26 protein-coding genes are annotated in these 25784 nt (G+C 62.0%); 11 read left to right on the top strand and 15 right to left on the bottom strand.

The window, feature by feature from the left end:
- Nucleotides 1–14: 14 nt before the first annotated feature.
- The 6 genes from rsfS (at nt 15) to holA (ending at nt 5044) form a co-directional block, all read left to right on the top strand.
- A complete protein-coding gene (gene rsfS / locus CGLUCO_RS09475; RefSeq protein WP_231286025.1) occupies nt 15–476 on the top strand; it encodes a ribosome silencing factor in 462 nt (153 codons plus the stop codon).
- Nucleotides 473–1039 (top strand): histidine phosphatase family protein, encoded by a 567-nt coding sequence (locus CGLUCO_RS09470; RefSeq protein ID WP_005389217.1) that lies wholly within the window; start codon nt 473–475, stop codon nt 1037–1039. Before rsfS ends, CGLUCO_RS09470 begins: the two co-directional genes overlap by 4 nt.
- Complete coding sequence (locus tag CGLUCO_RS09465; protein WP_005389218.1) at nt 1036–1821, top strand: DegV family protein; 786 nt, start codon at nt 1036–1038, stop codon at nt 1819–1821. The genes CGLUCO_RS09470 and CGLUCO_RS09465 overlap by 4 nt, the downstream gene beginning before the upstream one ends.
- A 67-nt stretch (nt 1822–1888) precedes the next feature.
- A complete protein-coding gene (locus CGLUCO_RS09460) occupies nt 1889–2536 on the top strand; it encodes a ComEA family DNA-binding protein (RefSeq protein ID WP_070740091.1) in 648 nt (215 codons plus the stop codon).
- On the top strand, nt 2533–4116 hold the full coding sequence (locus CGLUCO_RS09455) for a ComEC/Rec2 family competence protein (RefSeq protein ID WP_084036740.1): 1584 nt from the start codon (nt 2533–2535) through the stop codon (nt 4114–4116). Before CGLUCO_RS09460 ends, CGLUCO_RS09455 begins: the two co-directional genes overlap by 4 nt.
- Before the next feature lie 19 nt (nt 4117–4135).
- Nucleotides 4136–5044, top strand: a complete 909-nt coding sequence (gene holA / locus CGLUCO_RS09450) for a DNA polymerase III subunit delta (RefSeq protein ID WP_070740081.1) — start codon at nt 4136–4138, stop codon at nt 5042–5044.
- 73 nt (nt 5045–5117) lie between these two features.
- Here holA and rpsT read toward each other — a convergent pair whose 3' ends face one another.
- Both rpsT and CGLUCO_RS09440 read right to left on the bottom strand, forming a co-directional pair.
- Nucleotides 5118–5381, bottom strand: a complete 264-nt coding sequence (gene rpsT / locus CGLUCO_RS09445) for a 30S ribosomal protein S20 (RefSeq protein WP_005389224.1) — start codon at nt 5379–5381, stop codon at nt 5118–5120.
- Nucleotides 5382–5511: 130 nt separating this feature from the next.
- A complete protein-coding gene (locus tag CGLUCO_RS09440) occupies nt 5512–6033 on the bottom strand; it encodes a type II toxin-antitoxin system PemK/MazF family toxin (protein ID WP_232621997.1) in 522 nt (173 codons plus the stop codon).
- An 85-nt stretch (nt 6034–6118) separates the two neighbouring features.
- On the opposite strand from CGLUCO_RS09440, the gene lepA reads away from it, so the two are divergent.
- Together lepA and CGLUCO_RS09430 are read left to right on the top strand one after the other, a co-directional pair.
- On the top strand, nt 6119–7972 hold the full coding sequence (gene lepA, locus CGLUCO_RS09435; protein ID WP_005395329.1) for a translation elongation factor 4: 1854 nt from the start codon (nt 6119–6121) through the stop codon (nt 7970–7972).
- Complete coding sequence (locus CGLUCO_RS09430) at nt 7962–8132, top strand: hypothetical protein (RefSeq protein WP_159447602.1); 171 nt, start codon at nt 7962–7964, stop codon at nt 8130–8132. Before lepA ends, CGLUCO_RS09430 begins: the two co-directional genes overlap by 11 nt.
- A gap of 1 nt (nt 8133) precedes the next feature.
- Here CGLUCO_RS09430 and CGLUCO_RS09425 read toward each other — a convergent pair whose 3' ends face one another.
- Genes CGLUCO_RS09425 through CGLUCO_RS09415 form a run of 3 tightly spaced genes read right to left on the bottom strand, consistent with a single transcriptional unit; the run spans nt 8134 to nt 9732 of the window.
- Nucleotides 8134–8349: an Rv0909 family putative TA system antitoxin gene (locus CGLUCO_RS09425; RefSeq protein ID WP_005389231.1), complete on the bottom strand. Its 216-nt coding sequence runs from the start codon at nt 8347–8349 to the stop codon at nt 8134–8136.
- Between the two features lie 27 nt (nt 8350–8376).
- A complete protein-coding gene (locus CGLUCO_RS09420) occupies nt 8377–8943 on the bottom strand; it encodes a CAP domain-containing protein (protein ID WP_005389232.1) in 567 nt (188 codons plus the stop codon).
- Between the two features lie 45 nt (nt 8944–8988).
- Complete coding sequence (locus tag CGLUCO_RS09415) at nt 8989–9732, bottom strand: CAP domain-containing protein (protein ID WP_301386948.1); 744 nt, start codon at nt 9730–9732, stop codon at nt 8989–8991.
- 154 nt (nt 9733–9886) lie between these two features.
- Here CGLUCO_RS09415 and CGLUCO_RS09410 point away from each other — a divergent pair, with 154 nt between their 5' ends.
- Nucleotides 9887–11224, top strand: a complete 1338-nt coding sequence (locus tag CGLUCO_RS09410) for a YeeE/YedE thiosulfate transporter family protein (protein WP_084036744.1) — start codon at nt 9887–9889, stop codon at nt 11222–11224.
- A gap of 17 nt (nt 11225–11241) precedes the next feature.
- On the opposite strand, the gene CGLUCO_RS09405 is transcribed toward CGLUCO_RS09410, so the two are convergent.
- The 6 genes from CGLUCO_RS09405 to CGLUCO_RS09380 form a co-directional block, all read right to left on the bottom strand.
- Nucleotides 11242–13107 carry a BCCT family transporter gene (locus CGLUCO_RS09405; RefSeq protein ID WP_084036746.1) on the bottom strand — a complete coding sequence of 622 codons (1866 nt, stop codon included), beginning with the start codon at nt 13105–13107 and terminating at the stop codon, nt 11242–11244.
- 119 nt (nt 13108–13226) lie between these two features.
- Entirely contained in the window at nt 13227–13739 is a 513-nt protein-coding gene (locus tag CGLUCO_RS09400) for a ferritin (protein ID WP_005389237.1), read from the bottom strand.
- Nucleotides 13740–13858: 119 nt separating this feature from the next.
- Nucleotides 13859–14776 carry a ribokinase gene (locus CGLUCO_RS09395; protein ID WP_198481487.1) on the bottom strand — a complete coding sequence of 306 codons (918 nt, stop codon included), beginning with the start codon at nt 14774–14776 and terminating at the stop codon, nt 13859–13861.
- Nucleotides 14777–14923: 147 nt separating this feature from the next.
- Nucleotides 14924–16435 (bottom strand): glycerol kinase GlpK, encoded by a 1512-nt coding sequence (gene glpK, locus CGLUCO_RS09390; protein ID WP_070740064.1) that lies wholly within the window; start codon nt 16433–16435, stop codon nt 14924–14926.
- A gap of 73 nt (nt 16436–16508) precedes the next feature.
- The gene (locus CGLUCO_RS09385) at nt 16509–17222 is read right to left on the bottom strand and encodes an MIP/aquaporin family protein (RefSeq protein ID WP_084036750.1); all 714 of its coding nucleotides are present in this window, start codon (nt 17220–17222) and stop codon (nt 16509–16511) included.
- 111 nt (nt 17223–17333) lie between these two features.
- Complete coding sequence (locus CGLUCO_RS09380; RefSeq protein ID WP_232621998.1) at nt 17334–19052, bottom strand: glycerol-3-phosphate dehydrogenase/oxidase; 1719 nt, start codon at nt 19050–19052, stop codon at nt 17334–17336.
- A 413-nt stretch (nt 19053–19465) separates the two neighbouring features.
- Between CGLUCO_RS09380 and CGLUCO_RS09375 the strand changes: the two genes are divergently transcribed.
- Nucleotides 19466–19636, top strand: a complete 171-nt coding sequence (locus CGLUCO_RS09375) for a hypothetical protein (protein ID WP_231286028.1) — start codon at nt 19466–19468, stop codon at nt 19634–19636.
- Between the two features lie 118 nt (nt 19637–19754).
- The gene (locus CGLUCO_RS09370) at nt 19755–20717 is read left to right on the top strand and encodes an ADP-ribosylglycohydrolase family protein (protein WP_084036754.1); all 963 of its coding nucleotides are present in this window, start codon (nt 19755–19757) and stop codon (nt 20715–20717) included.
- Nucleotides 20718–20735: 18 nt separating this feature from the next.
- Here CGLUCO_RS09370 and CGLUCO_RS09365 read toward each other — a convergent pair whose 3' ends face one another.
- Genes CGLUCO_RS09365 through CGLUCO_RS09350 form a run of 4 tightly spaced genes read right to left on the bottom strand, consistent with a single transcriptional unit; the run spans nt 20736 to nt 25682 of the window.
- Nucleotides 20736–22409, bottom strand: coding sequence for a dipeptide ABC transporter ATP-binding protein (locus CGLUCO_RS09365; protein ID WP_005395348.1), 1674 nt, complete (start codon nt 22407–22409; stop codon nt 20736–20738).
- Complete coding sequence (locus CGLUCO_RS09360; RefSeq protein ID WP_005395350.1) at nt 22406–23221, bottom strand: ABC transporter permease; 816 nt, start codon at nt 23219–23221, stop codon at nt 22406–22408. The genes CGLUCO_RS09365 and CGLUCO_RS09360 overlap by 4 nt, the downstream gene beginning before the upstream one ends.
- Nucleotides 23218–24168 carry an ABC transporter permease gene (locus tag CGLUCO_RS09355; RefSeq protein WP_084036756.1) on the bottom strand — a complete coding sequence of 317 codons (951 nt, stop codon included), beginning with the start codon at nt 24166–24168 and terminating at the stop codon, nt 23218–23220. The genes CGLUCO_RS09360 and CGLUCO_RS09355 overlap by 4 nt, the downstream gene beginning before the upstream one ends.
- Entirely contained in the window at nt 24165–25682 is a 1518-nt protein-coding gene (locus CGLUCO_RS09350) for an ABC transporter substrate-binding protein (RefSeq protein ID WP_198481488.1), read from the bottom strand. The genes CGLUCO_RS09355 and CGLUCO_RS09350 overlap by 4 nt, the downstream gene beginning before the upstream one ends.
- Nucleotides 25683–25784: the final 102 nt, after the last annotated feature.

Below are 25784 nucleotides of genomic sequence, written 5' to 3'. Positions count from 1 at the left end.
GTACCATATGCCCCATGAATGAAAGCTCAGTAAGAATGGCGACCGTCGCGGCTCGTGCTGCCGACGAAAAGCTCGCAACCAACATTGCTGTCCTCGACGTTACCCAGCCTCTGACCATCACCGACCTCTTTGTCATTGCCTCGGCGGAAACGGAACGCCAGGTGCAGGCAATCGTCGATGAGATCGAGTTCCAGATGAAGGAAGCCGGATACAAGCCGGCCAAGCGCGAAGGTGTGCGCGAATCTCGCTGGTCCTTGCTGGACTACACGGATATCGTCGTGCACGTCATGCGTGATGAGGAGCGGGAGTTCTACGGCCTGGACAAGCTGTACGCCGATTGCCCGATTGTCCCCATCGAGGGTATTGAGCCCTACGAACGCCCCGTGAAATGGGAAGACGAGGTCGATGTCCGCAGCGTGGATTCCATCGATGAGATCCCGCTCGCAGCCCCGGAGCCGGATCGCGACGAACTGTGAGACTCATTCTTCTCCGGCACGGAGAAACAGAGTGGAATCTCGAAAGGCGCGTCCAGGGTCACCTCGATTCGCCGTTGACGCAGAAAGGGCTCACCGGGGCATATGCGTCGGCAGCGGTGCTAGCCAATCGAGGTATCACAGAAATTTACGCTTCTGACCTGGGGCGCGCGTGGAGTACGGCGCAGATCGTCGGCAAGCATGTGGGGCTACCTGTACATGCGGACGTTCGGTTGCGTGAGACCAACCTCGGCGCATGGCAGGGTAAAACCTACGGTGACCTGCCGGAGGGGGAGCGTCTCGCAGAGTCAACTGATCCGAGTTGGGCCCCCGACGGTGGCGAATCGCGACTGCAGGTGGCGGAGCGGATGTCCGACTTTGCGCAGGAGATGTCCGGCAAAAAAGGCACAATTCTGGCGGTCACTCACGGTAATTCGAGCCGGATCCTTGTCACCAGCTGCCTGGGGATCGACGAATCCCTCCTTAACGTCATGACCAATACCGCGTGGGCGACACTGGATTCCACCGGCTGGTGGTCACTTGTTGAATGGAATATGCACCCATGACTGTTCGTGTTGTCACAGATTCTTCCTCAAACCTGCCAGCGTGGGTAGCTGAAGAGCTACACATCGAGGTGGTAGAGCTACATGCGATGGGGGATACGACAGCGGGACTCAGCGCGCTGGAGCTGGCCGCTACGTACGCCCGCCAGCTCGAGCGCGGCGGCGACGATGGGCTCGTGGCGCTACACATTGGTAAAGAGTTGTCGAGTACATGGTCTAATGCAGTGGCGGCGGCAGCCGTTTTTGATAATGTCCGTGTGATCGATACTGACACGGTGGGGATGGACCTTGGCGCGGCGGCGATGGCCGCGGCTAAGAGTGCCCAGATGGGGGCCGATGTGGAGGAATGCTACGCCGTTGCAGTGGATATTTTGCGGCGCAGTGATACGTGGTTCTACGTACATAAGCTCGATGCGCTGCGGAAGTCGGGGCGCTTGACCACGGGGGCATATGTTGCGGCGACGTTGGCAGCGAGACCGATCCTGCACGTGGGCGAAAACGGTCTCGACGTTGCTGCGAAGGGACGTACCCCATCGAAGGCGCTGGCCAAAATGGTGGAGCTGGTGGAGGGACACGCGCGTGGGGAGCGCGTGTTTGTGGCCATTCAACAGTATGAGGCACGCGAAACGGCCCGTCGACTCGAGCAGCACCTGCGCTCAGTGTTAGCGGAAGGGTCGAATGTCCTCGTTGTGGATATCTCCCCGGCAATCGCTATCCACGTTGGTCCCGGCGCCGTCGGAGCGACCCTTGTGAATACATGTGACCTGCCAGAACTACCAAAATAGGGACGTTATCCACAGGACAGTGTTCACGCGCTCGCGTCCGTGAGGTTTGCCTCTTAGCCTCGGGCGCATGAGCACTAATCGCAGAAAAATCGCAGATCGCATCGGTGAGCTCAGCCAGCCCACCGGTACCGAAACACATCTCAACGTCGCGTTTCCGCGCGTCAGCATCGACCCGAAACAAGCAGTGGCCGCCGTCGCAGTCATCGTCGTCGGGCTCTGTTTCTTTTTCCTCCATGGCGGGGCAGAGGAGGCCGACGAGTTCACGCCGATCCCGGCGGTGGAAACATCGGCACCGCCATCGGAGGTTGTGGTCAGCGTCGTCGGCGCCGTCGACCGTCCCGGCCTCATCACGCTCCCCGAGGGGGCTCGCGTCGCGGACGCGCTCGCGCAGGCGGGACCACAGCCCGAGGCGAACCTGGTGGCCGTTAACCAGGCGCAGAAGCTTGTCGACGGCACGCAGATCACTGTCCCCGTACAGGGTGCGGTCGGCGCGGTCGGTGCGGCGGAACCCGGTGGAGGTGCAGGTGGTGTCTCCCTGAACTCCGCCACTGCGGCGCAGCTGCAGGAGCTCGATGGAGTGGGGGAGAAGACGGCTGCGGCGATCATCGCCTACCGGGAGCAAAACGGTGGATTTTCCTCGCTGGAGCAGCTGCAGGACGTAAAGGGTATTGGGCCGGCGACCTTTGACAAGCTGAAGGATAAGGTCACGCTGTGACGGAACTGCGGCTCGTTCCGGCTGCGCTCACTGTGTGGGCTGTCGTCCTCGCGACCATTCTCAGCCGGGGTTCCGCCCTGGGTATAGTGGTCATCGGCGTGGCAGTGCTGGTGTGCGTCTTGCTACGGCAGTGGGGGCAGGCGCTGTTCGTCGCCGGGGTCAGCTGCGCGGGGCTTGTCACCTGTTGGCTCAGGATCGTGCGCAGCCGTTGCCTTGCAGATCTTGCTGGCCGGGTCACCCTTCGCGTGCACGGGGTGCGCCAGACCAGCTCCGGCGGGTACCTCCTGGATACGGGAGGACTCCCCGTTCTCGTGAAAGAAAAGGTCGAGGTCGGTTCGGTGATTACGGCGAATATCCACACCATGCCCAGTGATCGGCCGAGCGTGGAGGGGGTGCTGGGGATCGGGAGGAACATTGAGGTGTTGCGCGGTGGCGGGTGGGCGCAGGGTATGCGCGCCGATTTCGCTGCGGCGGTAGCGCGCATCGCGGGGAGCGACACGCGTGGTCTAATCCCCGGCATGGTGCTCGGGGACACGAGCCTGCAAACACCAGATGAACAGTCCGTATATATTTCCACGGGGTTGAGCCATCTCAGTGCGGTGAGCGGTTCGAACATCGCAATTGTCACCACTGTCGCCGTGCTTACATTGGGGTGGGCAGGCCCCTACATACGGACGGCGGGCGCTGCAGCTGTGCTACTTGTTTACGTGTTCTTGGTAGGACCGGAGCCGTCGGTTCTTCGCGCAGCGGTCACGGGTGTGGTGGGGCTCACCGCTGTCGTTGCTTCCCGACGCTCCGAACCCGTCCACGCCCTGTGTCTCGCCGTCATCGGGCTTGTCGTGTGGGACTCCAACCTCGCGGTGAATTACGGCTTCGCCCTATCCGTCGCGGCGACAGCGGGCATCGTTGTCGTCAGTCCTCTCGTTGCGCAGGCCCTGGGATTCCTTCCGGACCTGCTTGCCCGTGCCCTGGCGGTAGCGATCGCGGCAGACGTAGTCACCATGCCGATCATCGCACTCATGTCCGGCAGGGTCTCCCTCGTCAGTGTTGTAGCGAACCTGCTTGCGGGCATAGCGGTCGCGCCGGTGACGGTGCTGGGGCTGTGTGGCGCCGTGGCGATGCTTCTCCCCGGCGGGGGCGAAGGAGTCTTTATCCGGCTAGCGGAGCCCGGTGCTTGGTGGATTCACGCGGTGGCCACATGGGCGAACAATCTCCCCCACGCGACGGTGGGGATCTCTGCCGCCTGGGCGGTCGTCGTCGCAGGGTGGATCGTGTACCTCATCCTGGATGGGCACCCGCGGCTCGTCGCCACAGTGGTGGCTCTCGTCGTGATCGGGGGCGGACATCTTCCGTGGCGCGCCGGGCCACCACAGGCGACGTTCGATGCGGTCGTGGGCGTGAACGACTACGATGGGAAGGATTACATCGACGCACAGGTCATCGTTGACTCGAGTCCCGGCCGGCCACATGAGCGAGCGACTGTCACGCGCTGGGGACAGCCGGTGATCTATCCGGAACGGGACGGCCGGGTCACCATCTACGCCGATGGAACCCAGCACGCCGAAAGCGGAGCGTTCTAGCTAGGATAGTGGCGTGGCTATGCATGTAATCGTGGGGGAGGATGACTTCCTCGTAGAACGCGTCCGAGACATTATCATCCAGAGGACCGAGGGAAATCCGACCGTGGAGTCACACCACTGCGCGGAGCTCACCGGCTCAATGGTCTACGGCCTCGTCACCCCCACTCTCATGCGGGAGGCCCGTGTCATCGTCTTCACCCACGGTGAACTCGCCCGAAAAGAGGTCATGGAGGCGTTCATCAGCGTCGCTGCGGACCCCGTGGACGAAATCACTGTCATTCTCATGCACTCCGGCGGGGGCAAGCAGAAGAAGCTGTTGACCCAGTTGAAAAAGACGGCGACGGTCAATGAGGTCAAGCCCGTTAAGCCGCGCGACCGGATGCGGTGGGTGATGGATGAATTCCGCAGCCACAATGCGCGCGTGACCCCTGATGTCGCGCAGGCGGTCCTCGAGGGAGTGGGCAGCGATCTGAGGGAACTCGCAGCGGCCATCGCGCAGCTCGTGTCCGATAACAACGGCACGGTGACGGTGGACAGCGTCCGCACCATGTATCAGGGAGTCGCCGAAGTATCGGGGTTCGAAATCGCGGACCTCATCGTCAGCGGGCAGACTGCTAAGGCAGTTGCATCCACCCGGCGGGCACTGCAGCTCGGGGAGCCACCCGTGCGCCTGACCAGCGCCATTGCCTCCAATATCACGGCTATCGCGTGTCTCTACTCCATGCGCGGAGCAGGAGCTCAGGTGCCGGGGATGCCACCGTGGAAGGCGGATAAGCTGGCAAAGGTTGCGCGCCGGTGGTCGGAGGATTCCATTTCCCGCGCTGTCGTCATCCTGGCGGAGCTTGAAGAGGCGACAAAAGGGTGGGGAAACCCCGAATACTCCGTGGAATTCGCGGTCCGGCGTTTGTCTGAGCTGGCGCTGCAGTAGGGGTAGAGATCCCGACATACGAAAACGCCCTTCACAGTCATTCACCGTGAAGGGCGTCCGTACTGATGGACTATTACGCCATCTTGTTAAAAGCCTTCGCCATGCGGGACTTCTTGTTAGCTGCGCTGTTGCGGTGGTACACACCCTTGGTCACAGCCTTGTCCAGCTTGCGGGAAGCGACACGGAGCTGCTCCTCAGCCTTGTCCTTCTCGCCAGCGGCGACGAGCTCGCGGAACTTGCGAATCTCGGTCTTGACGGCGGAACGGACGGCCATGTTGCGCACGCGACGCTTCTCGTTGGTCTTAACGCGCTTCTTCTGCTGCTTAATGTTAGCCATGGAAGTTTTCCTCTTTCTATCGTGTTCTCCTACGCAGACCCAAGGTCCTGCCTGCGATGATTGGAGCCGAGGAAGAAGAATACTCTACTTCCGTCCGTCGAGCAAGCTCAATGGACCTCGACGGACGGTGTTAGGACCAGCCGTACTTCGAGCGCAGGCGATGGGAAACCCGTTCGAAGCGGGCGCGGTTAATGAACGCTCCCTTGCGGGTGATCGTGCTTTCCGGAACGCGCACCATGCGGTCGAGACGTACCCATGCCGGCTTCCCCGATTCATCCCACGGGCCCGAGCCGATCTCCAGCCAGCGGGGGTCATTCTGGTGCCCCGGGTCACAGCTGATGACTAAGCCGAGGAGATCGTTGCCTTCGTGGCCGACGACGATGACGGTGCGCTCCTGCACATCGCGATTGGTCCGTACCTGGATCCAGACGATCTCTCCGGGCTCGGCTTGGCCGTCCATGTCGGGTGCGTAGACGACTCCCCGGGCGAGATCTCTCGTCGGGACGACGAGCTGCTCGAAGTACTGAGGTGCAACGGGGCGGGGGATGTCTTCGTCAAGCCCGAGCCGCGAATTGAGCCGTGACATAGTGCGACTAAGGTCGGAGTCATCCTGCGGCCGGAAATGAGAGAAGAGCCGTTTGAGCCACTGCACAGTAAATACTGTAGTTGGCTAGGCTGTGAAAGAGAAGGTAAAATTACCTGCTTGAAGAGTATCCAGTAATAGTAAGGGGATTTTCGTGGCGCAGAATTTCGCAGAGGAAACTTTTTCGAACCCGAAAAACATCAGAAACTTCTGCATCATTGCGCATATCGACCACGGGAAATCCACCCTTGCGGATCGCATTTTGCAGCTCACCGGAGTGGTGGAGCAGCGCGATATGCGCGACCAGTACCTGGACAACATGGACATCGAGCGCGAGCGCGGGATCACCATTAAGGCGCAGAACGTTCGCCTGCCGTGGGTGCCCCGCAGCGGTGAGCACAAGGGCGAGAACATCGTCATGCACCTCATCGATACGCCCGGCCACGTCGACTTCTCCTACGAGGTGTCCCGCGCGCTCGAGGCGTGCGAGGGGGCAATTTTGCTTGTCGACGCTGCCCAGGGCATCGAGGCGCAGACGCTCGCCAATCTCTACATGGCCATGGAAAATGATCTTGAGATCATCCCGGTCTTGAACAAGATTGACCTCCCCGCCGCCGACCCGGACAAGTACGCGGAGGAAATCGCCCAGATCATCGGCGGTGACCCAGAGGACGTGCTGCGGGTATCGGGCAAGACAGGTGAGGGTGTTGAGGAACTCCTTGACCGCGTGTGTGACCTTGTGCCTGCCCCGACGAGCGAGCACGGAGCCGATGCCCCTGCACGAGCGCTTATTTTTGACTCTGTCTATGACACCTACCGTGGTGTGGTCACCTATGTCCGTGTGATGGATGGCAAGTTGGAACCGCGCCAGAAACTGAAGATGATGTCCACCGGTGCAACCCACGAATTGTTGGAAATCGGCATTGTCTCGCCGACACCGAAGCCCTGCAAGGGGCTTGGCCCCGGCGAGGTGGGCTATCTCATCACCGGCGTGAAGGATGTTCGCCAGTCCAAAGTGGGCGATACCGTCACGTGGGCAGTCGGTGGTGCAGAGGAACCACTCAAGGGCTACGAAGACCCCAAGCCGATGGTGTACTCGGGGCTTTTCCCGATTTCCCAGGCGGAATACCCCGACCTTCGTGACGCGCTGGAGAAGCTGCAGCTCAACGACGCAGCCCTGACCTACGAGCCGGAGACCTCCGTGGCTCTGGGGTTCGGCTTCCGCTGCGGATTCCTGGGGCTCCTACACATGGAGATCACCCGTACCCGCCTGGAGCGAGAGGCTGGACTCGAACTCATCTCGACCGCCCCGAGTGTGAACTACCGCGTGGTGACGGAGGACGGCAGTGAAAAGATCGTCCACAACCCGTCAGACTGGCCCGAGGGCAAGAACCGTGAGGTGTGGGAGCCGATCGTGGATTCCACCATCATCGTTCCCAGTGAATTTGTGGGACCCGTCATGGAGCTATGTCAATCCAAGCGCGGTCAGATGAAGTCCATGAATTACCTGTCCGAAGACCGCGTTGAGCTGGACTACACCATGCCACTCGGCGAGATCATCTTTGACTTCTTCGATTCCCTGAAATCGCGTACGCGTGGCTATGCCTCGCTGAACTACGAGGAGGCAGGGGAACAGCAGGCCGACCTCGTGAAGGTGGACATCCTGCTGCAGGGTAAGCCCGTCGACGCGTTCAGCGCGATCGTCCACCGGGATAACGCGCAGTGGTACGGCAACAAGATGACGGTGAAGCTGCGCAAGCTCATTCCCCGCCAGCAGTTTGAGGTGCCCGTGCAGGCGGCAATCGGCTCCAAGATCATTGCCCGTGAGAACATCCGCGCGCTGCGGAAGGACGTGCTCAGTAAGTGCTACGGCGGCGACGTCTCCCGCAAGAGGAAGCTCCTGGAAAAGCAGAAGGCCGGTAAGAAGAGGATGAAGTCTATCGGCTCCGTATCTGTGCCACAGGAGGCCTTCGTTGCAGCTCTGTCCACGGACGAAGATGAGAAGTAGAGCAGTAGTGGCCGTGGCCATCGCCACGGGCCTCACCGTCGCAGGCTGCAGCACGGGCACGAGCGACTACCCTCCGACAGAGCCCCTATCAACAGAAAAGGTGGCCCCCACAACGGAGACCACCACACCTGGAATCGGCCTACCCGATCCGGTGAAATAGATTACTGCTGCTCGCCCTCTGCAGGTGCCTCGGGGGCGGGCTGCTGTTGCTCACGGTCTGCACCACGGTTGCCGATGCGCTCGTCAGCGGCATCGCGGGCCTGGCGGATCTGATCGGCCTTGTCCGCACCGAGCTTCTCGGTGGCGATTTGCTCCAGCTTGTCCAGGCCAGCGTCGGAGGCCTTTTCGATGAGATCGTCCTTGTTGAAAATGCCCATGGGGATACCTTTCTTTAACGTTTCTTTTTAGTTCCAGAACTTCTCTGTAGCGTACCACCCGCCGTTTCCGTCGGGGGCAAATCCGATTCCGACCTCCCGTGCGCTTGGGTGCATCATGTTGGCATAGTGACCGGGGGAGTTCTTCCAACTCTCGGCGGCACCGCCGGGGTTGTTGGCGGATGTCCAGAAGATGTTCTCTGATTCGCCCGGTCGCATCACGGCGTGCCGGAACGCGTTGTGGGAGGCCATCCACTGGGAGTGTGCGCGAGCATCGTTGGCAAGCCCCTCGTTCCATGCGACGGGGGCGAGGCCGTGGCTGGTGCGCTCCGCGTTTAGCTTGTCAAAGATCGAGCGCTGAGCATCAGAAAGCTGCTGGTTGGTCAGCGCCGGGGCGGGCGCGCCGGGGGCGTTGAGGAGCTGAACGGAACCGTTGGTGATCTGGAACAGGAGATCTGAGGACCCGGGAATGCGGAGGGCGAGGTCGACCAATGGTTGGGGGATAGTAATGGTGGCAGCGCTCGCTGCCGGTGCGACGGTGAGGGTCGCGGCGAGAGCAGTGGCGCAGGCGATGGCTAGGGGGTGTCGTTTCATCATGTTCCTCGGTAGGGATCGGGTGTACACTCCGCTAGCCTAGTGGAGCTAGGAGCTCGCTGCAGCGGAGATTTCTTCCTCGGTCAATGGATCGACAGTGATGATGGCCGGCTTCTCCGCAGGTTCGGTGGATGCGCGGAAAACAACGTACCACTTTCCCTCGTCGTTGTGCTTATAGAAGGCGATGGCTCCGGACTGCAGTGTGGGTTCGAAGATCATCTTCTTGCTCGGCGTGTTATCGCTCCACTCGCGGTAGGACGTGGGAGCCCACAGCGAGTCAGAGGTGCTGGAGATTTCGATTTCCGTCGAGGCAAGGTCGCTGGCGCGGATCAGGCGCTTCTGCTTGGCCTGGTAGACGGCCGAATCCCGGGCGGCGTGGAGTTGTTTGTTGTCCCATGTCAGCGGTTTTAATCCCCTGGCCTCCCGCTCTTTGTTGATGAGCAGGAAGAGCTGCTGCTCGTTCTTGGATTGGAAGGAGATATCCGAGGACATGAGGGAGGACAGGTACTCGCTTGTGGGCTCGGGGCGGCCCTCCCACTGGTCAGCAAATGCGATCAGTGCCATGAGCCCGGATGAGATGGAGGCAATGGCAACGGCGACCTGTGCAGCGATGTTGGGGTCAAAGTTCGTGTTGACCTGCGGTGCCGGGAGATTGGGTAGCTCGATGGGAGGGAGTCCGGGGATCCCGATCTGGGTGGCACTCGCCGACGCTGCTGGGGCAACGGTGGCGGTGAGCGTGCATGCGGTGACAGCGGTCAGGGCGACAGCGCGGGCGATGCGGCGGTTGTTCACGTGCGGGCCTTTCTCCGAGGACATATCTGACTGCCAATTGTAAAGGGTGTGTGCGCGAGGCGGGGTATTGGCGTGGGGTAAATTTTATGCTACAAATGAACCCTACGGTTCAGAAAAAATAGACAATACGGTTCATTTTAGAATTGAGGACACAGTGATTATCACCGGAATAGCGCTCGGCATTGTGCTGGGCATTGTCATGCAACGGGGCAGATTCTGCGTCACAGGCATGCTGCGCGATATTTCCCTCGCACACACGTGGCGCCCGTTCACGGCACTACTCATCGTGATCGCCATCCACGCTGTGGGTATCGCGGGGTTAACCGCAGCCGGCGTTATTCAGCCGGAATACGACCCCTTCGCGCCCTACGCCGTGGTTATCGGCGGCTTTGTCTTCGGGATTGGCATTGTCCTTGCCGGTGGCTGTGCCTCGGGTACGTGGTACCGCTCCGGTGAGGGCTTGGTTGGTAGCTGGTTCGCGCTCCTGTTCTACGGGCTGTCAGCCGCCGCGATGAAGGCCGGTGCCCTCGGCGGTCTTAACTCGTGGTTGCGCGACAAGACCGTGAACCTCACCACGATCCACGGTTCGCTGGGCCTGTCCGTGTGGTGGCTCGCAATCCCGTTTGCCGCGTTGACCGCAGGACTAGCCGTGTACTTTCTGCAGAACGAGTCCACACCCGTCTCCCTGCAGCGGGGCTGGAAGAAGCCGCTTCACCTGTACACTGCAGGCGTGCTCGTGGGCATCCTCGGCGTTATTGCCTGGCCGCTTTCCGCCGCTGCCGGCCGCAATGATGGTCTTGGCATTACGAGCCCCACGGCGAACCTGACCAAGTTCATTGTCACCGGAGATAGTGGCCGTGTGGACTGGGGAGTCATGCTCGTGCTGGGGATTCTTGTCGGTTCCTTCATTGCAGCGAAGGCGACCGGTGAGTTCCGGGTGCGCGTCCCGGATGCCACGCAGACGGTGAAGTCCATTGTCGGTGGCACGCTCATGGGTATTGGTGCCGCGTGGGCCGGTGGCTGCACGGTGGGCAACGGCATGGTGCAGACCAGCTTGTTCACCTACCAGGGATGGGTCGCGCTGCTGGCCATCGCCGCGGGTGTATTCACGGCGGCAAAGATCTGGCTCAAGCCGACGAAGTCAGCTGCTCCGGCAGTGCCTGCCACGTCTGAGGGCGAGCACGTAGGTACCTTCAATCTCAACGCTCCTGTCCTCGGCGGTTCGGCTGTGGCCGTCGCCACGGCGACGGAACTGAGGGAGGTAGCACCTGCGGTCTTCGCTCTGGATACGCTCGGCTCGGTCTGCCCCTTCCCGCTTATCGACGCGAAACAGGCGATGAATGAACTGGAGCCCGGAGAGTGCCTCCGCATCGATTTCGATTGCACGCAGGCTACGGAATCCATCCCGCGGTGGGCGGCCGACGAGGGGTATGAGGTCACTGACTTCCACGAGGTCGGCGACGCCGGCTGGCGAATCACGGTGAAGAAGTAGCAGCCCAGCGGCGGGCGCTACTCGTCGGATGAGGAGTCCTCGTACCCGTCGGCCCACGTGTCGGTGGAGAAGTCGTAGTCGACGGGTTCGCCTGCCTCGTTCGTCCGCTGGTACCAGTCCGTGACGCTGGAATCGGCGGAGTCGAAATCGGCCCCGGCGCCGCGTCCGTCGCGGGCTGACTGAATAGACAACTCAAAATCATCTCCATGCTCCTCAACACCACGGCGGACGGCGTTAGCCACCGCCGTTTTTGCGTAGTCGGAGCGGATGGCAGCGGGATCCTTACGGAGATCCATGAGGAAGGCGACCATCATGACAATGAGGATCGCAGAGAACGGGAGGGCCATGAGGATGATGAGGGACTGCAGTCCGCTGAGCGCCTCCTCGCCTCCGGCGAGGAGCATGACCACGGCGATTCCCATCATGCACAGGCCCCAGAAAACGACGATTGGTTTCGGCGGTGCGGGGTTGCCCTTGGTGCTCATCGTCCCCATCACCACCGAGGCGCTGTCCGCCGAGGTGATGAAGAAGATCGCCAGCACGACCATGAGAATGAACGGCGTGATCTGGTGGAGGGGGAGCTCCCCAAAGAGGGCGAACAAAACCTGCTCGCCGGAGTGGGAGCCGTCGAAAAGCGAATTTCCCTCGCGGCGGAAACTGATGGAGGTGCCACCGAAGACCGTGAAAGCGAAGATGAGAATCGCCGTGGGCACGAGCGTGGCGACGATAGTGAACTCACGGATGGTGCGACCGCGGGAGATGCGGGCGACGAACATTCCCACAAACGGCGTCCAGGCGATCCACCACGCCCAGTAGAAGGCGGTCCAGGAGGCCTGGAATTGTAGCGTGTCCTCGCCCCAGGACAGCGACCTGCTGAGCATCGGGAGCAGCTCATCCACATACATGAGCGTGCCGGAGGGGATGAGGTTGAGGAGGAACAACGTGGGGCCGGTGAGGAACACGAAGACGATGAGTCCGAGAGTGAGGGTAATGTTCGCGTTGGACAGATAGCGGATGCCCTTGGACACGCCGGAAACCGCCGAAATGATGAAACACACCGTCAATACGGTGAGGATCGCGATGAGGATCGTGTTTGTTACCTCGCCTGCGCCGGAGATGATCGTGTAGCCTTCGCCGAGCTGGATGGCGGAGATCCCGAGGGAGGCGGCAGTTCCGAAGAGCGTTGCCCAGATGGCAAAGATATCGACCACCCGCCCGGCGATGCTGCCGGCGGGGGACTCGCCAAAGAGCGAGTGGAATGTGGACGAGATCAAAGAGACGCGACCGCGCCGGAAGCAGGAGTAGGCCATCGCCGCGCCGACGAAGGCGTAGAGCGCCCACGGGGCGAGACCCCAGTGAAAGTGGGACTGCGCCATCGCCATGTGCAGGGCAGCCGGCGTTTCCGGGGAGACCGTTTCCGGGGGAGGGGTGATGTAGTGGGATAGTGGCTCGGAGGGGCCGAAGAAGAAAATTCCCACGCCGATGCCGGCGCCGAACATCATCGCCACCCAGGAAAAACGTGAAAACTCCGGCTCCTCGTCGTCGCGGCCGAGCTTGATCTTGCCGTAGCGGGAACACGCGAGGTAGACCATGAGCACTATGCCGAGGCCGCAGACGGCGTTGAGGAGCCAGCCTACATTGCGCATCGCCCAGCCGAACGCCGTCGCCGCCACGCTGGCAACGGAGGCGGGGCTGAGGACGCCCCAGATGATGAAGGCAATGATCAGGATGCCGGTGACACCGGCGACAACCTTGTCCACGCCGAAGGCGTTGCGCTGATCGTCGACGCTGATCCCCGGTACGAGGGCGGGGTGGAGGCCGTGGGGGTATTGGGAGAAGTCTTTACGGTCGGGATTTTCCGAGCGACCGGAGGAGGTGGGCATAGACGCGCTCACTTACAAAAGTAGAAAATAGTTGTTTCGCCAGTGTAGCAAGCGTGCGCGCGGAGAAAGAGAAAAAGGGAACGCGAAGCGCGTTCCCTTTTTGCCACTAGCAAGCGAAGTTAGGCCTCTTCGCTGGTGGATTCCCCACCGAGGCGGGCATCGATGCGGAGGATGCCGGAGCCGTCGGAACCGACGAGTTCGAGCTGGTCGACGATCTCGGAGACGGTTGCCTCCTCCTCGATCTGCTCGTCGAGGAAGAAGTTAATGAGGGAGCGGGAATCAAGATCCTTCACCTCGTCAGCGATGAGTGCGAGGTCGCGGATCATCGCCGAGACCTTCTTCTCGTGGTCGTAGGCTGCCTTGAAAGCATCCAGCGCGCTGTTAATAGTCAGCGAGGGAACCTCGATGGTGTGGAGGGCAACCTTCTCGCTGCGGTCCAGGAGGTGCTGCGCAAACTTTGCTGCGTGGCTCTGCTCCTCAACGGCATGGGAAGCAAACCAGTCGCAGAGGCCCGGGAGGGAGAGAGCGTCCATCTCGTACGACAGTTGCTGGTAGATGAGGGCAGCCTGGAACTCGGCGTTGACCTGCTCGTTGATTGCAGTGAGGAGCTTGTTATCGATAGTCATAGACATTCCTTTACTTGACGTGCAGGGGCACGAACGGAGGTGTCGTGCCCGTCTGTGAGACAAGAGCAATTTTACATAAGAATGGAAAAGTTAAACAGTAAAATGAAGGGTAGCCTAAGTTTGTGTTAGCCCCGCGGGGGTACCTCGCCGGGAAGGGTGTCGGCCATGTCGGGGTAGCTTGCCTGCGCGCCACGGTGGGTGACGGCGAAGGCGGCGACACGGGTGGCGTGGCGGGCAGCGTCGACAAGGCCCTCACCGGCCAGCAGCTTCGCGGCGACCGTGCCCACGTACGCGTCTCCAGCGCCGGTGGTCTCCACCGGTTCGACGGCGACGGCCGGAATGTGCGTCGTTCCAGACGCGTCGCTGACAATAGACCCGTGGGCACCGAGGGTAATGATGACGGAGGCGAAACCGGCGGCGCGCAGGGTGGTGGCTTGCTCCTCGGGGGTGGCCTGGGAGGGGAGACCAAGGAGAGTGAGGATTTCCCCGGCCTCGTGCTCGTTGGCGATGAGCGGGTCGGCGCGGAGGAGATCCTCGCGGTTGACCTCAATGACGGGGGCCAAGTTGATGACGACACGGCCGGTGGCGTGGGCAATGGCGGCCGAAAAGCCACTGGCCGGGATCTCGCCCTGCACCAAGATAATGTCGCTTTCCGCGATTGTCTCGGCGTGGGCATCGACGCGCTCCGCGTCCATAGCGGAGTTCGCCCCGGGCACGACGACGATGGTATTCTCCCCGGACTCGGAGACGGTAATGAGGGCGAGGCCGGTGTGCCCCTCGAGGAATTCAACGTCGGCGAGGGAGACATCGGAGGATTTCAGATTCGTGAGGGCGGATTCCGCATACGGATCCTTGCCCACGGCACCCACCATGCGCACGTTCGCCCCCTGCAAAGAAGCGGCCACGGCCTGGTTGGCCCCCTTGCCGCCGGCAGAAATATCGCCGCCTGTGCCGAGGACAGTTTGTCCAGGAGCCGGGTGGCGGGTGGCATGTACGGTGAGGTCGGCGTTAATAGAACCGATGACTGTCAGACGCGGATTCATAGGCAACACCATACCGCCTGGTGTCTGAGGAAACAGAAGACCCCGGGCACGGGGACCTGCTCACGGCTTCAGGGAACCGATCGCACATCACAGTGTCCGGGGCACCGTCCGGGGTAATGCATCTGGGGTTTAGCCGGGGGAGCTCAGTTACTCCACCCAGCCGTAGGTGCGCTCCACAGCGCGGTTCCAGTCGTGGTAGAGCTTGTCCACCTTCTCCTTTTCCATCTGCGGCTCCCACACCTTGTCGATGTCCACCTGCGTCTTCAACTGCTCGAGGGAATCCCAGAAACCAATGGCCAGGCCGGCGGCGTAGGCGGCGCCGAGGGCGGTCGTCTCCGTCACCTTCGGGCGAACGACCTCGGTGCCAAGGATATCGGCCTGGAACTGCATGAGCAGCTCGTTCTTGACCATGCCGCCGTCGACCTTCAGGCGGGTGATCTCGACGCCGGAATCGGCGACCATCGCGTCGAGGACCTCGCGTGTCTGGTAGGCCGTCGCCTCGAGCACGGCGCGGGCGAAGTGGTTGCGGTTGGAGAAGCGGGTGAGTCCGACGATGGCACCGCGCGCGTCGTCGCGCCAGCGGGGTGCGAACAGTCCGGAGAACGCGGGGACGATGTAGACACCGCCGTTATCGTCAACCTCGCGGGCCATCGACTCGATCGCTGCGGCGTTCGGAGTTATTGCCAGCTGATCGCGCAGCCACTGGACGAGGGAACCTCCGATGGCCACGGAACCCTCGAGGGCGTACACGGGCTTTTGGTTTTCGATCTGGTAGCAGACGGTGGTGATGAGGCCGTTGTCGGACCACGTCGCCTTATTGCCCGTGTTCTGTAGCATGAACAGGCCCGTGCCGTACGTGTTCTTGGTGTCGCCGGGCTGGAAACACGCCTGGCCGAAGGTTGCGGCCTGCTGGTCACCGAGGACACCACGGATCGGAACATCGGCGAGCGGACCCACATCACGGGTGCGCCCAAAATCGCCCACCGAGGGGCGGATCTCCGGCAGCATGGACATGGGGATATCCATGGCGGCGCAGAGCTCCTCATCCCACTGCAGGGTTTCGAGATCCATGAGCAGGGTGCGGGACGCGTTGGTCACGTCCGTGACATGCTCGGCGTTGCCCTCGGCGCCGCCGGTGAGGTTCCAGATGAGCCAGGAATCGACTGTGCCGAAGATGAGATCGCCCTTTTCTGCGCGCTCGCGGGCACCCTCGACGTTGTCCAGGATCCATGTGATCTTCGGACCAGCGGGGTAGGAAGTAATGCGGAGACCCGTCTTCTTGCGCCACCGGTCAATCCCCTCATCGCCGGCGAGCTCCTTGCAGATCGCCGAGGTGCGAGTGTCCTGCCAGACGATAGCGTTGTACACGGGCTCGCCCGTGTTCTTATCCCAGACAACGGTGGTCTCGCGCTGGTTGGTAATGCCCAGTGCGACCACATCGGAGGTATCGGCATCGATATCGGTGAGGGCGCGCCCCATAGCGCGGCGGGCGTTTTGCCACAGCTTCATCGGGTCGTGCTCCACCCATCCAGCCTCGGGCATGATCTGATCATGCTCATACTGGCCGGTGGAACAGACGGTGCCTTCGTGGTCGAACAGGATGCAGCGGGTGGAGGTGGTGCCGGCATCGAGTGCGGCGATGAACTTCTTGCGTCCCATAGCGGTAAAACCTTTCTTTTATGTGGGTGAAAGATATTGAAATATCTGTAGTTCGGGAGTGCGGGAGTGCGGGTTAGACGGCGAGTGACAGTAGACCGACGGCAACAGCCGCCAGCAGCGGTCCGATGATCGGAACCCAGGCGTAATTCCATGACGCGGATTCCTTGTTCTTAAAGGGTAGAACGAAGGCATACATGAGGCGCGGGCCGAGATCGCGGACCGGGTTAATGGCGTACCCGGTGGGCGTACCAACCGAGAGGCCGATGGCGACGATGATGAAGGCGACACCGAAGTAGCTCAGCGGGCCGAGCTCTCCGCCGGACGGGCCGAAGGCGATGAAGGCCAACAGCGCGAAGGTGCCAATGAACTCGGTCACGCAGTTCCAGCCGTTGTGCGGATGTGCGGGCCGGGTGAAGAAGATTCCGCCGGGGATGGCCTCATCGTGGTGATCAAACAGCTGCTTGTAAGCGAGGTAGGCGGCACCGGCGCCGACCATGGCGCCGAGCATCTGGCCGGCGATGTAGGCGGGGACCAGCGACCAAGACAGGTTCCCGGCGATCGCTGCCCAGATCGTCACTGCCGGGTTGAGGTGGCCGCCCGTGGGGTCGGCGATCGACGCACCGATGAACACACCGAGGCCCCACCCGAAGGCGATCATGAGCCAGCCGGTTCCTTTAGCGGCCGATGTGCGAAGGTTGACAGCGGCACAGACACCGTTGCCAAACAGGAGGAGCATGGCGGTGCCAAAAAACTCCCAGCCAAATGCGGACAGTGGTGTTAATTCCATACGCGGACTTTCTTGTCGTGGGTTTTTGCCCAGTTATCTGTGTTTATGTGGTTTTTTCTCTGGAAAGGCGAAAGCCCCGCTCGTAGCGGGGCCTTCAGAGGTATTGAGTTTTTACTGCTCATCCTGCGATTCGTCGAGGTGAGTGCGCGGATCGGAGACTTCTTCCAAACGGGCATTCGCAGCCGCATCGGTAAGCTCCTTCTCGGCGGCGAGCTGACCCTTCATGCGGGAGGTGAAGGACTCAATCTCGGCCCGCTTGGTCTCGTCATCCCAGCCAAGTAGTGGGGCGATGATGTCGGCCACGGCCTCCGCAGAGTCGATGCCACGGTGGTCGTACTCCATCGTGATGCGCGTGCGGCGGGCGAGGATGTCCTCGAGGTGCTGTGCGCCCTCGTGGGTGACGCCGTAGCGCACCTCTGCCTCGAGGTAGTCGGGCGCGCCGGGGATCGGCTTCAGGCCGTCCGGGTCGGCGGCCACAACATCGTCGACAAGCGAACCATAGCGGTGGAGGAGGTGGTCGGCGACCTTCTCGGACACGCCGAGGCGCTTGGCCAGGGCCGGCAGCGAGTTCTTCAGGGCCTGGAAACCGTCGGCGCCGAGAATCGGCGTGTGATCCGTGACGGACTCGGGGACGCGGATCTTGATGTCCTCGGCGGCCTTGTCCACGGCGTCCTTGCCGATGACGCGGTAGGTGGTGTACTTACCGCCAGCGACGGAGACGAGACCCGGGGCAACGCGGGCGACCGCGTGGTTGCGGGACAGGTTCGTCGTGGTGTCGGACTTGCCGGCGAGCAGCGGGCGCAGGCCGGAGTACACGCCGACAATATCGTCGTGGGTGATCTGGCGAGAGACGCGGGAGTTGAGCTCGTCGAGGATGTAGTTGATATCCGTTGCCGTCGGGGCCGGGTCAGCGCGATCCATGTCCCAGTCGGTGTCCGTGGTGCCGACGATCCAGTAGTTGCCCCACGGGATCACGAAGAGCACGGACTTCTCGGTGACGAAGCAAATGGCGGCGTCTCCCTCAAAACGGTCCTTCGGGATCACAATGTGGACACCCTTGGATGCGTGGACGGTGAACTTGGCATCCACCTCGGCGAGCTCCTGGATCTCGTTGGTCCACACGCCGGTGGCGTTGATGAAGGCGTCTGCGTGGATGGTCGTCGTGTCGCCGGTGTCGGAATCCTGGACGTGGACGCCGGTGACGCGGTCGCCGTCCTTCTCAAAGCCAGTGACCTGGGTGGAGTTGCGGACCGTCGCGCCGTAGTGGGCGGCGGTGCGCAGGACGGTCATCGTGTGGCGGGCGTCGTCGACAAGGGTGTCGAAGTAGCGCACGCCACCGACGAGGGCATCCTTCTTCAGGCCCGGAGCCAGGCGCAGGGCACCCTTGCGGGAGAGGTGCTTCTGGAATGGCACGGTCTTTGCGCCGCCCATGAGGTCGTAGAGGGCGAAGCCGCAGAACATCATGACGCGTTCCCACACGGGGTGGGTCAGCGGGAAGAGGAAACGCAGCGGGGTGACCAGGTGGGGAGCGAGGGCGGACATGGACAGCTCGCGCTCGTGCAGGGATTCGGCGACGAGGGCGAAGTCGAACATGGCGAGGTAGCGCAGGCCACCGTGGAACATCTTGGAGCTCCTGGAGCTGGTGCCGGCGGCGAAATCGCGAGCCTCGATCACGGCGACATTCAGACCGCGCGTTGCAGCGTCGAGTGCGGCGCCGGCACCAACGGAGCCACCGCCAATGATGACGAGGTCGAAGTGCTCATTGCCGAGTTTTTCCCAGGACTCCTTGTGCACCTCGGGGGAAAGTGTTGAGGTGGGGTGGAAAGCCATGATAAGTCTCCCTTTCATGTGGTTTTGTTTGACGGCTTGGTGATGACTAAAACTTTACCTACGAAACCGTAAGTTACGAAAGTGTAGCGTCCCCTGTTTGGGGTTAGGGGGCGGACACGTGGATGCACGGCCAACGTTAGTTTTGTGCCCGTGATCCTGCATGACAACGTTTATTCCTGCACGTGAAGGAAGTGAGGTGTGTGCGGGGAAGAGGAGGCAGGTGCCGTGATGTGTCTCACTATGTGGTGTGAGGGGGTGCATGTGGCTGTGGCGGGTTGACACAGGTGCGAGGTTCTCGTCGTCCCGTCGTGCGAGTCGGGTCAGTGGGGTAGGCTGAAACGCGTACGTTGTTTACGGCCAGTGGGTGTCCGCACCCCTTCGAGTACTTGGAGATAACAATGGAAGCGTATTTCATGCCCCGTCGTGTGCCCACAGTTCACACGGTGGATCCCCAGGTTGCTGCAGCGGCCGCAGCACAACATCGGGACGACAATATCCTGCAGGCCTTGGACACCCAATTCTCGGTAGACCAGGAGCACGTCATCGACATCATGTCGGAATATTGGGGGCCATATTCCAGCTAGCACCTGCAGAAGCAGATAAGCTACCGCACTTTCCAGGCAAAACGGTAGATTGGGGGAAAGAAACCACTTCCATTGATCGCCGGTGATCGTGTGTGGCCCGGCAGTGAGGACAGTAGTCATGATTCCCGCCGACAAGAATGACGCTAACGACGCTCTTTTAGACCGTGCACAGGGGGTGCTGTACGGCCAATTCATCGGGGACTCCCTCGGCTCACTCGTGGAGTGGATGTCCCCGCACGAGATTGAGGCTGACTATCCGGATGGGGTTCGGGAGCTTGTCGACGGCGGGCCCCACGGTCTCCTCGCAGGCCAGCCAACTGACGACTCGGAAATGGCGCTGGCACTCGCGCGGTCGCTCGTCTCCCTCGGCTCTTTCGATCTCGACGATATTCGTGGTGCCTACGAACGCTGGATGCGCTCGGAACCCTTCTCCGTGGGGCAGACGTGCCGGGCTGCACTCACCGGTGGCTATATGAGCCCGGATTCGCAGGCCAACGGCGCCCTCATGCGGATTTCACCGCTCGCCGTCTTCGGCGCGGGCCGCCCGGCAGATGCCGACGGATCGATCGCCGAGGCCGCCACGGAAGACGCGAAAATTACGCACATCAACCCGCTGTGCACGGCGGTGAACGCCACCTACGTTCTCACCCTCACGCGGATCGTGCGCGAGGGCCTCACCCGCGATGCGGCGGTGGACACCCTCCAATCCGTCGCGCGCGAGTATGGCTCCCCAGAAGTAGAAGACCTGGTTGAGCGCGGGCTGCAGGCACCGCCGGCGGACTTCGTCCAGCAGATGGGCTGGGTCACCATCGCGTTCACCAACGCCGTGTACGAGCTCGCGCACGGCGACAGCATTGAAGAGTCCCTCGTCCGAACGGTGAGGCAGGGTGGCGATACCGACACAAACGCCGCCATCTGCGGCGCGCTGCTGGGTGGCCTTTACGGTGCCGAGGCGATCCCCGCACGGTGGCGGGAAACTATCGACACCTGCAAGGCCTACCCCGGTACCCTGCGCCCACGGCCGGAGGAATACTGGCCCGCAGATGTCTCCCAGCTCGCACGGAGCCTGTTGGCCCCGTAGCTAGACAGGCGGTAGCCCCTACGATGTGGTGAGCGTCAGCCGGGAATCCAAGAGCTGCTGCGTGTACGCGTGCTGGGGGTTCGTGTACACGGCATCGGAGGAACCGCGTTCCACGATGCGGCCACCCTGGAAGACGGCCACATCCGAGCAGATCTCGTGAATGACACCCAGATCGTGGGAGACAAACACTGTGGTCAGGCCGTACTCCCGCGACAGACGCTGGAGCAGGTTCAGGATCTGGGCGCGCACGGACACGTCGAGGGCAGAAACCGCCTCGTCGGCAAGCAAAACCTCCGGATGCACGGACAGCGCGCGAGCGATAGAGATGCGCTGGCGCTGGCCACCCGAAAACTCGTGCGGATACTTGTCGGCGGCCGACGGATCGAGACCCACCTCCGCTAACACCTCCTCCACACGAGCGCGGGACACATCTCCCGGCTCTGCAATCGAACGACCCACCGTCATCCGGGGGTCGAGCGAGCCACGCGGATCCTGGAATACCATCTGCACGCTCCTGCCCACGGTGCGCGGATCGACCGGTTTCCCGTGCAGGGTGATGGTGCCACTGGTAGGCGTAATGAGGCCGGAGAGGAGACGCAGGAACGTCGACTTGCCCGAGCCGGATTCGCCCACGATGCCGAGCTGCATCCCCTGCGTCACAGTGAGCGAAACATCGGACAATGCCGTGTTTTCTACTGCCGGGTGGAAGAGCTTCTTAGAGGTGAACACCTTGGACACGTTTTCAGCAACGATAATCGGGGCAGGGCCGTGTGTGCTCGCCGCTGTTTCTGCTTCTGCTGATTCTGTTTCTGCTGTTTCTGTAACCGCCGTTGCTGTTTCCGTCGGGGCTGCCGATACGCCCTTCTTCACACCGGGGACGTACGTGTCCGCCGTGGAGACCGTGTAGAACTCGCCGTTTTCGTCGCGGGCGGTGAGATCCGTCGCCGCAACGAGCCCGGCAGTGTAGGGGTGCGCGGGAGAACTGATGAGAGTCGACGTAGCGCCCTTTTCCACAAGATGCCCATCCTTCATCACGATGAGGGAATCGCACACGTGGGAAACGAGGCCGATGTCGTGCGAAATGAACAGCACAGCCGTGCCACGCTGTTCCGTCAACCGCGAGATAAGGTCCACGATCTGCTGCTGCACAGTAACATCGAGGGCCGTCGTTGGCTCGTCGCAAATGAGAAGATCCGGGTTGTTCGCCACAGCCATGGCGATCAGCGCCCGCTGCCGCTGGCCACCGGAAAGCTCATGTGGGAACGCCTCATAGGCGCGTTCCGGCAGGGAGCACTCCGCAAACAGGTCCTTGGTGCGCTGGGCGGCAGTGGCCTTGTCCGCCGTGCCGTGCAGAAGCATCACCTCGTCTACCTGTTTGCCCACGCGCTTCAGGGGGTTCAGCGCGGTCAACGGCTCCTGGAAGACGATCGAGATGCGGTCACCACGTAGAGGGGCAACCTCCTTTTCCGGCGCGCCGATAAGCTCCCGCTCCGCAAAGGTGGCGGAGCCGGTGGCGTGGAGATTCTCAGCGAGGAGGCCGAGGATGGCGTAGGACGTGAGCGTCTTGCCGGAACCGGACTCGCCGATGATGCCGAGCTTTTCGCCGACATCCAGCGCGAACGTGATGTCCTTGACCAGGTCACGGCCGGAGGCGGTGGAGACGGTGAGGTGGGAAACGTTAAGAAGACTCATCGGTTTGCTCCCGTTGTCGGATCAAGGATGTCGCGGAGGGCATCACCTAGCAGGTTGAAGCCCAAAACCGTGAGGGCAATAGCCATGCCGGGCCACACCACCAAAAGCGGCTGGGTGGAGAGGAAAGACTGCGCCCCCTGCAGCATGCGTCCCCACGATGGATCTGGCGGGGGAGTGCCGAGCCCGAGGAAGCTGAGGGCCGCCTCGGCGAGGATCGCCAGCGCAAATACGATGGAGGCCTGGACGATGACGAGGCCAGCGATGTTCGGGAGCACGTGGTGCACAGCCTTGGATACTCCCCCCTTGCCCGCGAGCGTGGCGGCCTCCATATACGGGGCTGTCACCACGCGCAGCGTGCCCGCGCGGGAGACGCGAATGAAGGCGGGGATGGAAGCAATGCCAATGGCCACCATAGCCGAGCCCGTGCTCGCACCCACCATCGCACCGGCGATGATCGCCATGAGCAGGGCGGGGAAGGCGAGCAGAATGTCCGCGCCGCGGATGATCAGCTGCTCGATGACGCTATCCCTGTTCATCCCGGCAATGATGCCGAGCGGCACCCCGACGAGCATGCCGATGGTGACGGCGACAAAGCCGACAAAGAGCGTGATCTGGCTTCCGGCCATGATGCGCGACAGGATGTCGCGCCCGTAGCGGTCGGTTCCCATGAGGTGTTCCCACGAGGGGCCCTCCAAGGCGGAGTGGGGGAACGCCTGGATCGGGTCGTAGGGCGTCCACACCAGTGAGATAAGGGCGACGGCGACGACGATGATGACGAGGCCGGAGCCGAGGTAAAGCTGGAGTTTTTTCATGCGCGGACCCTCCTCACGCGGGGGTCAATGATGGTGTAGCAGAGGTCCACGATGGTGTTAATAGCCAGCGTGAACACGACGAGGACAAGGACAGCGGACTGGACGGCGGGGAGGTCGCGGTTGGTCACGGAATCCAACAGGAATGCGCCGAGGCCGGGGATGGCGAAGACGCGCTCGATGACAACCGCGCCGACCACGAGACCGGCCAGCTGCACGCCGGTGACGGTAATGACAGGAAGGGCGGCGTTGCGCAGGCCGTCCTTGACCAGAGCCTGCCAGCGGGTCTGGCCTTTGGCGCGCGCCGTCCGCAGGAAGTCGTCGTTAAGAATATCGAGGACGGCGTTGCGAACGTAGCGGGTGATAATCGCGGCCTGCACGGCAGCGAGGGCGAGGACGGGGAGGATGAGTCTGGACACGAATGCGCCGAAATTCCATCCCGGTGGCATCCAGCCGTTGGCCGGCAGCCACCCCAGCTGTACGGAGAACACCGTCACCAACAGGATCGCGGCGAGGAAGGAGGGGATGGCGATACCTACCTGGCTGGCAGCCGTGATGAGCACACCGTCGATTTTGCGGGCTCGCAGGGCGGCCCACATCCCCAGCGGGACGGCGATGGCTACCGCAATGATGAGCGCCGTGGTGACCAGGATGAGGGAAACCTGCAGGCGGTCGGTGATGAGCGGGGAGATGTCCTGCGAACTGGTGAGGGACTTTCCAAAATCACCGGTGAACAGGCCGGAGACCCAGTCGACGTACTGGGTGAGAAGCGGCCGGTCGGTGCCGAGTTCCGCGCGTTTTTTGGCGAGGAGTTCGGGGGTGGCGTTCACGCCGAGGGCAATCTCGGCGGGGTCGCCGGGGACGACGCGGAGCGCCAAAAAGATGAGGATAGAGGAAGCAAAAACCGTGCCCACGAAGCGGACCCCGATGCGGAGGAGCTGTCTAATCACTTGTCTGCCTCCATATCCGCCAGAGGCAGGCCCTCCGTCACGACGTTGGGGTTAAAGCCCGTCACGCCCGGCTTGGTGACCACGATATTGGGGAAGTTGAACACGGTATCTGCTGCCGCATCCTGCATGATGGTGTCCACCGCATCGCGCATGTACTGCACGTTTTCCTCGGGGGTTCCCGTGTCGGCGAGGCTAAGTTGCTCGCGCAGTTTTTCGCTGTCGTAGCCGAGGTAGTAGTCGGGGTTGCCAAACAGGTGGGGGATGTCGCGGGCCTCCACGTGGGCGATGAGCGACATCTGGTAATCGGCCTGGCCCATGACCTTGTTCAACCACACGGCGGGGAACTCCGTGCCCACGATGTAGGCATCGAGTCCGATGTCACGGAGCTGGCTGACAATGATCTCGGAGGCGCTCATGGCGTAGGGGAAGCTGGGGACAGCGAATTCCACCTTTGCGCCCTCGGCACCCGCTTCGCGGATGAGCTCCCGCGCCTTGTCTGGATCGTAGGGGTAGTAGTTCTTCTCCGTGTACCACGGATCGGTGGGAGGAACTGGTTGCCCGCCGGTATCCGTGCCGTAGCCTGCCCATGCGGTATCGATGACCGCTTGGCGGTCGATGGCGTACATGACGGCTTGGCGGACGCGGACATCGTCGAACGGGGCGCGCTTGTTGTTCATCGATAGCAGCACCTCCCCGTTGGTGGTTCCCACCTGCACGTTGTACTTGCCACCGGATACGAGCCCGGATACGAGCTCGGGTTGCTGCGCGGCCCAGAGAATATCGATGTCGCCGCTGAGGAGGGCGTTGGTGGAACTTGTGGCATCCGCGAAGTAGCGAATCACCGCGTGGGAGTGGTGGGGTTTTTCGTCCCAGTAGGTCGGGTTTTCTTTAAGCGCGACGGACTGGCCGACGGCGAAGCTGTCAATGGTGTAGGGGCCGGTGCCCACTGGTTCGGTTGCTAATTTGTCCACGTGGTCGGGGTGCATCATGGCACCGATGAGCGTGCCCATGGACCACAGCCACTGGTTCGACGGGTGAGACAGGGTGACTTCGAGGGTGAGGGGATCAATAACGCGGACGTGGTCGACCACGTCCATGCCCTTTTTCATTCCGTTGGTCCAGTTTTCCTGCACGTTGGTGATGGAAAACGCTGCGGTATCTGCGGTGAAGGGTTCCCCTGTAGAGAAAGTCACGCCGTCGCGGAGGTGGAATGTGTAGACGGTGCCGTCCGGGGACATTTCCCAGCTAGTGGCAAGGCCGGGTACGATGTCGCCCTTTTCATCCAGTTGGATGAGGGTCTGGTACACGTTGCCCATGAGCGCCGAGGGGATGGCGGCGCCACCGGTGGTGGTGAAGTCCAGGCTCGCAGGTGGCCCGGAGGTTCCGACGACGATGGAGTCTTGTTGCTGATTTGTTGCTGTGGGGGTCGCCGTGTAGCCAGCGCTACACGCCGTTGCCGCAGTCGCGATCGTGATGCCCGTGAGGACACTCGCGGTCGCCCGGAGTGAAAACATGTGGAACATGGTAAAACGAACGGCAATTAAAAACACGTTTTTTTGAATATTTCCCCCCGTTTTCTCCTGTCGCTTCGCGCACGAGTGCAATAATGGCCCATC

The organism is Corynebacterium glucuronolyticum DSM 44120, from assembly GCF_030440595.1.
In the GTDB taxonomy this organism is placed as follows: Bacteria; Actinomycetota; Actinomycetes; order Mycobacteriales; family Mycobacteriaceae; genus Corynebacterium; species Corynebacterium glucuronolyticum.
Note: the sequence above shows the minus strand (reverse complement) of the source record. Positions and strands in the feature narration are given on the sequence as shown.